The following is a 12,253-nucleotide window of genomic DNA, read 5'->3' on the forward strand; positions in this document are numbered from 1 at the left end:
GTGCCGGCCGGTGCCGGCCGGTGGCGGGCGGGCGAGGGCGGGGTTGGGGGGCATCGCCGGGCGTGGGGCGGGCGATGTGCCGGCGTCGGACTGAGGGCCGCCAGGCTTTTTGCGGGCTTTACGCAATTTTTACGATATCGCTGCCAGAATTTTTCTGTATCCCCCGTCTGGAGTGGCCAGAAGATGCCCCCGATGCCTGTTGTTCCACCCACGATCGAACCCGCCGCTGCCCACGCTGGCTGGCGTTATGGCCTGTCGCTGCTGGCCTGCGGGCTGACCGCGGGCCTCGCGCTGCCGTTTTATGGGGTGCTGGATCTGTCCAACATCGTCATGTTGTTCCTCCTCACCGTGGTGCTGGTGGCCGTAAAGGCCGGGGGCGGGCCGGCGGTGATGGCCTCGCTGGTGAGCGTGGTGCTGTTCGATTTCCTCTTCGTGCCGCCGCGTTTTTCGCTGGCGGTGAGCCACGCCCAGTATCTGGTGACCTTTGCGGTGATGCTGGCGGTGTCGCTGCTGGTGGGGCACCTCACCGCCGGGCTGCGCGCCCAGGCGACGGCCGCCGCTGGCCGCGAGCGCATTGCCCGGGCCCTTTACGGGCTGGCCAGGGCGCTGGCCGGCGCCATGTCGGTGGAGCAGGTGGCCGAGGCGGTGGCGGGTTTTCTGCGCGACAACTGGGGCGCCGAGTGCGTGCTGCTGCTGGAGGGCGACGGTGAGCGGCTGATCCCCGCGCCGGGCACGGCCGCCCACCTGGAGCCGCCGGAGCTGGTGATGGCCCGCACGGCCTGCGAGGCGGGGCGCGGGCTGGTGTTTGCCGAAGGCGAGATCCCCGAGCGGCACTTTCTTCCGATGATCGGCGCGACGCGCAACCGGGGCGCCCTGGTGGTGCGGATGAACCCGACCGACGAGCCCGTCCGCCCGCTGCTGGAGGCCGTGGCGGCGCTGGCGTGCACGGCGGTGGAGCGCCTGCACTTTGTGGAGGTGGCCCACTCGGCCCAGGTGGAGGCGGTGTCGGAGCGCCTGCGCAGCTCGATCCTGTCGGCCCTGTCCCACGACGTGCGCACGCCGCTCACCGCGCTGTTCGGGATGGCCGATTCGCTGGTGGTGCAGCGCCCCCCGCTGCCCGACGCGGCGCGGGAGACGGCGGTGGCCATCCGCGATCAGGTGCTGCGGGTGAACGGCATGGTCGGCAACCTGCTCGACATGGCCCGCCTGCAGACCGGGCCGGTGAGCCTGCGGCGGGAGTGGCAGCCCGTCGAGGAGGTGATCGGCGCCAGCCTCAAGCTGCTGGAGCCGGCCCTGGCCGGGCATCCGGTGCACATCGACGGCCTCGACGCGCTGCCGCTGCTGGAATTCGACGCGGTGCTGCTGGAGCGGGTGTTCTGCAACCTGTTTGAAAACGCCGCCAAGTATTCGCCGCCGGGCACGCCGATCCGGCTCGACGCGGTGGCGGGGCTGGATGTGGTCGAGCTGCGGGTGACGAGCGGCGGCGAGGGCTTTCCGCCGGACAAGCTGGAGGCGGTGTTCAACCTCTTCGAGCGCGGCCGCAGCGAGACGGCGGTGGCGGGGATGGGCGTCGGGCTGGCCATCTGCCGGGCCATCGTCGAGGCCCACGGCGGATCGATCCGCGCGAGCAACCCGCCGGAAGGCGGCGCCTACGTGGCCTTCACGCTGCCCCGGGGCAATCCCCCGGTCATCGACGCCGAGCCCTTCGCCACCCCCGGAGAACGCCCATGAGCGACGCAACCATCCTGGTCATCGAGGACGAACTGCAGATCCGCCGCTTCGTGCGCACGGCGCTGGAAGGCGAGGGCCTGCGGGTGGTGGACGCCGAGACCCGGCGCCTGGGCCTGCAGGAAGCCGGTCGCTGCAAGCCCGATCTGGTGATCCTCGATCTGGGCCTGCCCGACGGCGACGGCGCGGGCTTTGTGGCGGATTTCCGGGCGTGGTCCACCGCGCCGGTGCTGGTGCTGTCGGCCCGGTCCACCGAGCACGACAAGATCGGCGTGCTCGACGCGGGGGCCGACGACTACCTCACCAAACCGTTTTCCATCGGCGAGCTGCTGGCCCGGGTGCGCGCGCTGCTGCGGCGCGGGCGGCGTGCGCCGGAGAACGAGGCCGCCGAGGTGGCCTTTGGCGACGTGACGGTGGATTTCTCGCGCCGGCAGGTGCTGCGCCGGGGCGAGCCGGTCAAGCTCACGCCCATCGAATACCGCCTGCTCGGGCACCTGATCGCCAACGCCGGCAAGGTCGTCACCCACCGCCAGCTGCTGCGCGAGGTGTGGGGCACGGCCTCGGGCGACAACAGCCACTACCTGCGCATCTACGTGGGCCACCTGCGCCACAAGCTCGAAGACGACCCCGCCCAGCCGCGCCACTTCCTGACGGAAACCGGCGTGGGCTACCGCTTCCAGCTCTGATTCCCGATTTCCACCCCGGAGTGATCCTGTGACCTCATCTGCGTCTTCCCATCCATCCACCCAGGTGGGCGCCGGGCTGATTCCGCTGGCGCTGGCCGCCCTCGGGGTGGTGTACGGCGACATCGGCACCAGCCCTCTGTACGCCTTCAAGGAGGCCTTTGCCGGCGCCCACGGCATCGACCCCAGCGAGGCCCACGTGCTGGCCACGCTGTCGGCCTTCTTCTGGGCGGTGCTGATCGTGGTTTCGCTCAAATACGTGTGGGTAGTGCTGCGCTTCGACAACGAAGGGGAGGGCGGCGTGCTGGCCCTCACCGCGCTGGCCCACCGGGTCGCCCGAGGCCCCCGGCGCGCGGCGCTGGCGGTGGGGGCCGGCATCTTTGCCGCGGCGCTGTTCTATGGGGACGCCATCATCACCCCGGCCATCTCGGTGCTGTCGGCGGTGGAGGGCCTCAGCGTGGCCACGCCCCACCTGGAGCACTACGTGGTGCCCATCACCGTGGGCATCCTGGTGGCGTTGTTCATGATCCAGAAGCACGGCACCGGGCAGGTGGGGCGCTACTTCGGGCCGGTGACGGTGCTGTGGTTCGTCACCCTGGCGGTGCTGGGGGTGGCGAGCATCCTGCGCACGCCAGAGGTTCTGCGGGCCCTCGACCCCCGTTACGCCATCGACTTTGCGCTCGAGAGCCCGAAGCTGGCCTTCATCCTGCTGTCGGCGGTGTTCCTGGCCCTCACCGGGGGCGAGGCGTTGTATGCCGACATGGGCCACTTTGGCGCCCGACCGGTGCGGCTGGCCTGGTACGGGCTGGTGTGGCCGTCGCTGGTGCTCAACTATTTCGGCCAGGGTGCGCTGGTGCTGCGCGAGCCCGTCGCCATCGAAAACCCCTTCTACCTGCTGGCGCCGGACTGGTTCCTGCTGCCGCTGGTGGGGCTGGCCACCCTCGCCACGGTGATCGCCTCCCAGGCGACCATCACCGGCGCGTATTCCATGACGCTCCAGGCCACCCGCCTCGGTTACCTACCGCGGATGCGCATCCTGCATACCTCGGATACCGAGCGCGGCCAGATCTACGTGCCCGGTGTTAACTGGCTGATGCTGGTGGCGGTGATCGTGCTGGTGCTGCAGTTCCGTTCGTCCGGCGCGCTGGCCGCGGCTTATGGCATCGCGGTGTCGGGCACGATGATCATCACCACACTGCTCACGGCCTACATCGTCTTCATGGGCCGGGCGCGGATGCGCACCGGCCTGCTGGTGGCGCTGGTGCTGTTCGGGCTGCTGGAGAGCCTGTTCTTCAGCTCCAACCTCACCAAGCTGGGCGAGGGCGGCTGGATGCCCATGGCGCTGGGGGCGGCGATCTTCCTGATGCTCACCACCTGGAAGGAGGGCAGCCGCCTGCTGGCCCGCCAGCGGGAGCAGATCGATGTGCCCATGGCCGGCTTCGTGGGCGGGCCGTTGCCCGACGTGCCCCGGGTGCCCGGCACCGCGGTGTATCTCACCTCCGAGCCGAGCCTGGTGCCCAGCGCGCTGTTCCACAACCTCAAGCACTACAAGGTGATGCACGAGCGCACGGTGTTCCTGCACGTGGTGAACGAGGACGTGCCGCGGGTTGCCGACGGGCAGCGGGTGCACGTCACCCGGCTGGCGCCCGGGCTGTACAACGTGGATGCGCGCTTCGGCTTCCGGGAGGAGCCCGACGTGCCCGCCGCCCTGGCCCTGGCCGCGGCCCAGGGGCTGGATCTCGAGCCCATGACCACCACCTTCTTCGTCGCCCGGTCGAGCATCGTCGACGGCCCGGGCAAGCTGCCGCGCTGGCGCTGCAACCTGTTCGCGTGGATGGTGCGCCAGTCGGAAGGGGCTGCGAGCCACTTCCGGCTGCCAGCCAATCAGGTGGTGGAGCTGGGCACGCAGGTGATGCTGTAGCCCCGGGCGGGCGTCAAAGTTGTGTGCCCGGCCTAAATGGGAGGGGGCGTGTGCCGTTATGGCTGTGTCGAGCCACCGTTCGTGGGGTGGCCGATCTGCCGATAACAATAAGCGCTCATGCCTCCTGCCAACCTCTTTGCCGGCACGATGGATCTTGTGTTCCTCGTCTACGGCGCGGCTTTCCTGGCCCTTGGATTGGCCATCCTTGTCCGTCACAACGATCACAGCGATCTTCCGCTTTCCCGCTCCCTCTGGCTGCTCGGCGGTTTCGCCGGGCTGCACGGGGTGCTGGAGTGGACGGATCTGTGGCGGACGGTGCACGGCAGCGAGCCGTCACTGGCGGCGGGGCAGTCGGTGTTGCTGCTGGTGTCCTACCTGTTCCTGTTCGAGTTCGGCCGCCGGCTCGTGGCCGAGGCGGACGACCGGCCCGGCGGGCGCGGTTGGCTTGCCGGCGGTCTGGCGGCGGTCTGTCGGCCGGCGCTGTACGTGCCCCTGCTGGCCCTCGTCGGCATCGGCGCGGCGGTGTCGGATGCTTCGCTGCCCACCCTCGGCATTCTTTCCCGTTACGTGTTTGGCTTTGCAGGCGCCACCCTCGCGGGGGTCGGGCTGCTGCGGGCGCTCAGGCCGTCCCGGCTGCCCGGCTTGCCCCAGGAGGATGTGCGCAGCCTGACCCGGGCCGGGCAGCTGGGGGCCGGCGCCCTGATTGCCTACGGCGTGCTGGGCGGGCTGGTGGTGCCGGAGGCCGACTGGTTTCCTGCGTCGTTGATCAACCACCAGCGCTTCCTAGAGACCTTCGGTTTTCCGGTGCAGCTGGCGCGGGCAGCGGCGGCCATCGTCATCGCGGCTTCGATCGTGCGCCTGCTGGAGATCTTCCAGGTGGAGGCGCTGACCCGCCTGCGTGTCGCCAAGGGCGAAACGGACCGGGCCCTCGGGCAGCTGGGGGCGCTCCACCGCAGTCAGGCGCTGATCCTGGCCTCATCGGGCGAGGGCATCATCGGTTTCGATTCGGACGGGCACATGACCTTCGTCAATCCCGCGGCCGAGCGGATGCTGGGCCATCCGGGCGAGGCGCTCCTGGGCCAGTCGCTGCATGACCTGACGCACCACTCCCGTCCTGATGGCACGCCGTACCCGGCGGAGGCCTGTCCGATCGGGCAGTCGCTGATCGACCACCGGCCGCGCCGGGGGGACGACGAGTTCTTCTGGCGTCGGGACGGCAGCGGCTTTCCGGTGGATTTCCTGGTCACGCCGATGTTCGATGGGGATCGCTGTGTCGGCGGGGTGCTGTCCTTCCGCGACATGACGGAGCAGACCCGCCTGGCCCGGCGTCGCGCCGCAATGCAGGAGCTGATGCTCCAGCTGGCTGGCCTGCCGGCGATCAACGAGGGCGATCTGGACACCATGGTGCAGGTGGTGACCGCGCGGCTCGCCCGTACCTTCGAGGTGGAGCGGGTCAGCGTCTGGCTGCTGGAGGACGGGGAGTCCCGTCTGCGCTGCATCGACCTGTTCACCCGTTCGAGCGGCGAGCACTGTGCCGGGCAGGTGATTGAAGAGACCGGTTTTGGCGACCACCTGGCGGCGCTGAAGGCGGCGCGCTACAGGGCCAGCAACGACGCGCAGCATGACCCGCGTCTGGCCGGCCTGGTCCACGGTCCGCTCGCGCAGGCCGAGATCCAGTCGATGCTCGGCTGCCTGATCGCCTCGGGCCGGCGTCCCTTCGGGCTGCTGTGCCTGGCCGAGACCGGCAGGCCCCACGCGTGGGCGCCGGATGAGATCGACTTCGCCTGCCAGCTGGCCGACCAGATCGGCCTGGTGCTGCTCAATCGCGAAAGGCGTCGGGCCGAAGCGGCGAGCCGGGCCAAGAGTTCGTTCATCGCCAACATGAGCCACGAGCTGCGCACGCCCATGACGGCCATCATCGGGATGAACAGCCTGGCCCTGCGCCGGGCCACCGACCCCCGGCTGATCGATCAGCTGGGCAAGATCGGCAAGGCCGCCCAGCATCTGCTGGGGGTCATCAACAACATCCTCGACCTGTCGAAGATCGAGGCCGACCGGCTGACGATGGAGCAGGTCGACTTTCGTATCGGCGAAGTGGTGGAGAACCTGGCCAGCCTGATGGGGCAGCGGATCACCGAGAAGGGGCTGCGGCTTTGCATCGATCTGCCGTCAGCGCTGGGCATTTCGCCGCTGAGGGGCGATCCCCTGCGGCTCACCCAGATCCTCCTGAACCTCGTCGGCAACGCCGTGAAGTTCACCCCGACGGGCGAGATCGTGCTGAGCGTGGCGCAGATCGAATCCGGCGCGGACGATGTGCTGGTGCGCTTCGAGGTGCGCGACCGGGGAATCGGCATTGCGCCGGAAGAGGCGGCGCGCCTGTTCAATGCCTTCGAGCAGGCCGGCGCATCGACCACCCGCAAGTACGGCGGCACGGGCCTTGGGCTGGCGATCAGCCGGCGCCTGGCGTTGCAGATGGGGGGCGATATCGGCGTGGAGAGCGTGCCGGGCGAAGGCAGCACCTTCTGGTTCACCGCCAGGCTGGGCATCGGCAGCGCGGTGCGGAGCGACGCGACAGGCAAGCCGGTTTCGGCCGAGTCGCTGCTTCAGGCCGAGTTTGCCGGCGCGCGGGTGCTGTTGGTGGAGGACGAGCCGGTGAACCAGGAGGTGTCCCTGTGCCTGCTGGAAGACGCCGGCCTGGTCGTGGAGGTGGCCGACGACGGGCTGGTGGCCGTGGAGATGGCCCGGCAGACGGGCTACGACCTGATCCTGATGGACATGCAGATGCCCCGCATGAACGGCCTGGAGGCGACCCGGCGGATCCGCGCCGATTCGGCCAACACCGGTACGCCGATCCTGGCGATGACGGCCAACGCCTTTGTGGAGGATCGCCAGGCGTGCCTGGAGGCCGGCATGAACGACCACATCACCAAGCCGGTGGATTCCGACCTGCTGTTCGAGACGGTGTTGAAGTGGTTGTCCCGCTCGCTGGAGGGCGAGGTGACGACCTGATCGGACGCGCCAGGCCTTGAAACGAAAACACCCCGGAGGCGTGACACCCCGGGGTGTTGTGCTTCTGGCGCCAGCGTTTCAGCGCAGCGTCGTGGCCTTGGCAGCGCCGGCCGCGTTCCGCTCGCGCAGGGCGAGCTGGGTGCGGCTGGTGAGCAGTTCGGCCTCGTCGGCGACGATGCGGGCGGCTTCGGTGAGGAGTACGTCCTTGCTGTCCTTGCGGGCCTTCTCGGCGGCGAGATCGGCGGCCAGGCTGCGTTCGCCGTACTGGAGGCCGTCGTCCTGGAGGGCGGCGAGCTTGTCCTTGCTGCCCTTGTCGCGGGACTTGAGGCGTGCTTCCTGGCGTTCCTTCTCCTGGCGGCGCTCGGTCTCGTTGAGGGACAGCTGCTTGGTTTCGCGCAGGCGCTTGTACTCGGCCACATCCTGCAGCAGCTGGGCGAAATCCTTGTCCTTGGCGATGCGGGCGTCGTGGCGGCGCTGGAGATCGGCCAGGCGCGGCGAGACTTCATCCACCGGACGGAATTCGGCGGCCTTCACCTGGATCCACGGCAGGGCGTTGTCGTAGCTGGATTCGCCGAAGCTCTGCGGGTCGGACACCGACGGGAAGCGGATGTCGGGCACCACGCCGCGCAGCTGGGTGGTGCCGCCGTTGATGCGGAAGAACTGGGCGACGGTCATCTTCAGGTCGCCGAACTTGGGCGGATCGTTGCGGGCGATCTGGTCCAGGCTGATCATGGTCTGGACGGTGCCCTTGCCGAAGCTCGGCTCGCCGATGATGGGCGCGCGGCCGTAGTCCTGCAGCGCGGCGGCGAAGATCTCGGAGGCCGACGCGGAGCCGCGGTTGATGAGCACCGCCAGCGGGCCATCCCAGGCGGTGCCGGCGTGTTCGTCCTTCTCGACGCCGATCTGGCCGTCGGGGCGGCGCTGCTGGACCACCGGGCCCTTGTCAATGAAGAGGCCGGTGAGCTCGACCGCCTCGCGCAGCGAGCCGCCGCCGTTGTTGCGCAGGTCGATCAGGAGGCCGTCGACCTTCTCCTTCTTCAGCTCGTCGATCAGACGGGCCACGTCGCGGCTGGCGCTGCGGTAATCCTTGTCGCCCTTGCGGCGGCCTTCGAAGTCTTCGTAGAAGGCGGGCAGGTTGATGACGCCGATCTTGCGGGCGGTGGTGCCTTCGCCGGTCTTGATGACGGATCTCTTGGCGGCCTGCTCTTCGAGCTTGATCTTGTCGCGGGTGAGGGCGACCTGCTTGTGCTTGGCGTCGGGGCCGGCGTCGGCGGGCAGCACGTCGAGCACCACGCGGGTGTTCTTCTCGCCGCGGATCAGCTTGACGACCTCGTCGACCCGGGAGCCGACCACGTCGGCCACGGCGTCGTCGCCCTGGCCCACGCCGACGATGCGGTCGCCCACGGCGAGCTTGCCGGAGCGCGCCGCCGGGCCGCCGGGCACCAGTTCGCGGATGGTGATGTACTCGTCACGCTCCTGCAGCACGGCGCCGATGCCCACCAGCGACAGGCGCATGGAGATGTCGAAATCCGCCGAGGCGCTGCGGCCCAGGTAGTTGGTGTGGGGCTCGATCGACATGGCGTAGGCGTTCATGAAGATCTGGAAGACGTCCTCGCTCTTGTTGCGGGTGGCGCGGGTGACGTAGTTGTCGTAGCGCTTGGCGAGGGTGTCGCGGATGGCCTTGTCGTCCTTGCCGGCGAGCTTGAGGCGCAGCCAGTCGTTCTTGACGCGCTTTCGCCACAGGTCGCGCACTTCGGCTTCGTCGGCGGGCCACGGGGCCTTGTCGCGGGCGTAGGGGTAGCTTTCCTTGGCGCTGAAGTCGAAGCCCTGGCCGAGGAGCTCGCGGGCGTAGCCGAGGCGCTCGGTCACGCGCAGCTCGTAGCGCTGGAACATGGCGAAGGGCGCAGAAAGATTGCCCCGCAGGATCGCGTCGTCGAGCCGGGTGCGGGTGTCGGCAAAGCTGTCGATGTCGGCCTGGGTGAAGAACAGCCGTTCCGGATCGAGGGCCTTGAGATAGCGGTCGAAGATCTTCTCCGACATGGCGTCGTCGAGGGGAACGGTCTTGTAGTGGTAGCGGCTCAGGATCTGCGCGCTCAGGTAGGCCGTCTGGGCCTGGTCGGCGGTGGGGGCCAGGCGGGGTGCCGCGGCCAGTTCCTGGGCCGCCGTCTGGCCGGCGCACAGCACCGAGAGCAGGGTCCAGATGATTCGCTTGTTCAATTGTTTCTCCACCGCAAAGTTTGAGCCGGGATGGACGGTACATTTTTCCGGCAGGAAGGTCGACAGCCGGCTGGCCGAAATGTTCGCAGTTTCGGAAAACGTTTCCGAAAATATGACTAAAGACATACGTCAAGATACCGTTAAACCATATTCCGAACGGTTTGATAACAAGGAAGACGCCCGATTTCAAACGGGTGGGAGAGAGCATGAGCGACAAGCCGACCCGGGTTCTGATCGTCGAGGACGAGGCGATCATCGCCATGGACCTGGCCCAGCGCCTCGAGAGTTACGGATATGTGGTCACCGGCATTGCGGCAAGCAGTGACCAGGCCATCGAACTGTTCGATTCGACCGGCCCTGATCTGGTGATGATGGACATCGTCATCCGTGGTGGCATGGACGGGGTGGAGACGGCCGCCCGCCTGCGCGAGCGGCGCGACGTGCCGGTGATCTATCTCACCGCCTTCAGCGATGACGAGACCCTGCGCCGGGCCCGCGCCACGGCGCCCCAGGGCTATCTGCTGAAGCCCTTCCGGCCCGACGACATCCGCGCTTCCATCGAGGTGGCCCTCGTCAAGCACGCCATGGACAGCCGCCTGCGCCAGAGCGAGGAGTGGTTCTCGCGCACCCTGTGCTCCATCGGCGAGGGCGTGGTGGCCACCGATACGGCCGGGCGGGTGCGCATGATCAACCCCATCGCCGAAGGGCTGATCGGCCTGAGCGACGCCGAGGCGGTCGGCCAGCCGATCGGCGCCATCCTCGATCTGCGCCACGAGCGGAGCGGCCTGCCGGTGCCCGATCCGGTGGTCGGCGCCATGCTGATGTCCGGGCTGCCGGCCCAGTGCCCGGCACTGCTCACCACCCGCAGCGGTGCGGTCACGCCGGTGGAATATGCCGCGGCACCGATCATCGCCGCCGACGGCGAGCTGATGGGTTGCGTGCTGGTGCTGCGTGACATCGCCCGCCGCCGCGAGATGGAGCGGGCCCTGGCCGAGAGCGAGCGGCGCTTCCACTCGGCCTTCGAATACGCGGCCATCGGCATGGCCCTGGTGGCGGCGGATGGCCGCTTCCTGCAGGCCAACGACGTGGCGGTGGCGATGCTGGGCGTGCATGGCGAGGTCATCGCCGGCCTGTCCTTCCTCCATCTGTGCCACGAGGGCGACCGCCCGATGCTCGACGAGTACCTCGCCCGGCTGATGGACAACAGCCTGCCGAGCTTCCAGATCGAACTGCGCCTGGTGACGCCGGACAGCCGGGTGGTGTGGGCGCTGCTGTCGGTGTCCGCGGTGCGCGACGACCGGGGCTCGACGCGCTACTACATCGTCCAACTGCAGGACGTCACCGCCCGCCGCTCGGCCGAGGAGCAGCTGGTCTTCGTGGCCTATTACGATGCCCTCACCGGGCTCTCCAACCGCACCCAGATCAATCGCCAGCTGGAGCAGTCCATCGCCTTCTGCCGGCGCCGGGGCGAGCAGCTGGCGGTGATGTTCATCGATCTGGACAACTTCAAGCTGGTGAATGATTCCCTCGGCCACAACGCGGGTGACGCGCTGCTGCGCGATGTGGCCCGGCGTCTGAAGGGGGCCGTGCGCGAGACCGACATCGTCGGCCGCCTGGGGGGCGACGAGTTCGTGGTGATCCTGCCCGGGGTCGAGGACGACAACGCGGTGGCGGGGGTGTGCTCCAAGCTGATCGCCGCGATGGAGCTGCCCTGCACCTTTGAGGAGCACCTCATCCAGACCTCCTGCAGCATCGGCATCAGCCGTTTTCCCAACGACGCGGTGACCGGCGACCGGCTGATCGTGGCCGCCGACGACGCCATGTACCGGGCCAAGGAGCTGGGCAAGAACGGCTTCGTGTTCTATTCGAGCGAGTGGGGCCGGCAGATCAACCAGCGCATGGTGCTGGAGGCCGACCTGCGCCGGGCGCTGGCCGAATCCCAGTTCGAGCTGCACTACCAGCCCATCCACGACGCCGATGGCGGCGTGCATTCGCTGGAGGCGCTGCTGCGCTGGCAGCATCCGGAGCGCGGCCTGGTGGCGCCGGATGTCTTCATGCAGAGCGCCGAGCGCTCCGGGCTGATCGTGCCCATCGGGGCCTGGGTGCTGCGCACCGTGTGCAGCCAGCTGCGCGTCTGGCATGACGCTGGCGCGGTGGACGTGAAGGTGGCGGTGAATCTGTCGGCGCGCCAGTTCCGCGATCCGGATCTGGTCGGGCTGGTGATGGGCACGCTGGCCGAGTTCGACCTCGACCCGTCGTGCCTGGCGCTGGAGCTCACCGAGTCGAGCATCATGCAGCAGCCCGAGCGGGCCCGCGCGACCCTCGACGAGCTGCGCCGCAACGGCCTGCGCATCGCGGTGGACGACTTTGGCACCGGCTATTCCAGCCTCAGCTATCTCAAGCGTCTGCCGATCCACGCCCTCAAGATCGACCGCTCGTTCATGACCGACCTGCCGGACAACCGGGAGAGTGGCGCCATCGTCTCGGCCATCGTCACCATGTCGCGGGCGCTGGGGCTCACGGTGGTGGGCGAGGGCGTCGAGAACAGTGCCCAGGCGCGCTTCCTCAACGATCTCGGTTGTGACCTGCTGCAGGGCTTCCTGTTCGAGCAGCCGGCGCCGGCGATGGTGATCGAGAGCCTGCTCGGGCTGGGTCGCCGTGCCGGGATGGGGTCGGCGGTTTCGGTCCAGTAGGC

General features: G+C 68.7%; 6 protein-coding genes. 5 read left to right on the plus strand and 1 reads right to left on the minus strand.

Annotated elements, in window-relative coordinates:
- Positions 1–192: 192 nt before the first annotated feature.
- The 4 genes from QQK25_RS14625 (at position 193) to QQK25_RS14640 (ending at position 7,341) form a co-directional block, all read left to right on the plus strand.
- Positions 193–1,731 (plus strand): DUF4118 domain-containing protein, encoded by a 1,539-nt coding sequence (locus QQK25_RS14625; RefSeq protein ID WP_284188579.1) that lies wholly within the window; start codon positions 193–195, stop codon positions 1,729–1,731.
- Positions 1,728–2,414, plus strand: coding sequence for a two-component system response regulator KdpE (kdpE, locus tag QQK25_RS14630; protein WP_284188580.1), 687 nt, complete (start codon positions 1,728–1,730; stop codon positions 2,412–2,414). The genes QQK25_RS14625 and kdpE overlap by 4 nt, the downstream gene beginning before the upstream one ends.
- Positions 2,415–2,442: 28 nt before the next feature.
- On the plus strand, positions 2,443–4,332 hold the full coding sequence (locus QQK25_RS14635) for a potassium transporter Kup (RefSeq protein WP_284188581.1): 1,890 nt from the start codon (positions 2,443–2,445) through the stop codon (positions 4,330–4,332).
- Positions 4,333–4,449: 117 nt separating this feature from the next.
- Positions 4,450–7,341: an ATP-binding protein gene (locus tag QQK25_RS14640; protein ID WP_284188582.1), complete on the plus strand. Its 2,892-nt coding sequence runs from the start codon at positions 4,450–4,452 to the stop codon at positions 7,339–7,341.
- 78 nt (positions 7,342–7,419) lie between these two features.
- Here the strand turns inward: QQK25_RS14640 and QQK25_RS14645 are convergent, their stop codons facing one another.
- Positions 7,420–9,558: a carboxy terminal-processing peptidase gene (locus tag QQK25_RS14645; protein WP_284188583.1), complete on the minus strand. Its 2,139-nt coding sequence runs from the start codon at positions 9,556–9,558 to the stop codon at positions 7,420–7,422.
- 206 nt (positions 9,559–9,764) lie between these two features.
- Between QQK25_RS14645 and QQK25_RS14650 the strand changes: the two genes are divergently transcribed.
- A complete protein-coding gene (locus QQK25_RS14650; RefSeq protein ID WP_284188584.1) occupies positions 9,765–12,251 on the plus strand; it encodes a two-component system response regulator in 2,487 nt (828 codons plus the stop codon).
- Positions 12,252–12,253: the final 2 nt, after the last annotated feature.

The organism is Zoogloea oryzae (genome assembly GCF_030161255.1).
In the GTDB taxonomy this organism is placed as follows: Bacteria; Pseudomonadota; Gammaproteobacteria; order Burkholderiales; family Rhodocyclaceae; genus Zoogloea; species Zoogloea oryzae.

Bases quoted from the DNA above. Each gene is read 5' to 3' on its own strand.
- kdpE (WP_284188580.1), top strand. From the start codon at position 1,728: ATGAGCGACGCAACCATCCTGGTCATCGAGGACGAACTGCAGATCCGC.
- QQK25_RS14650 (WP_284188584.1), top strand. From the start codon at position 9,765: ATGAGCGACAAGCCGACCCGGGTTCTGATCGTCGAGGACGAGGCGATC.
- QQK25_RS14640 (WP_284188582.1), top strand. From the start codon at position 4,450: ATGCCTCCTGCCAACCTCTTTGCCGGCACGATGGATCTTGTGTTCCTC.
- QQK25_RS14625 (WP_284188579.1), top strand. From the start codon at position 193: ATGCCTGTTGTTCCACCCACGATCGAACCCGCCGCTGCCCACGCTGGC.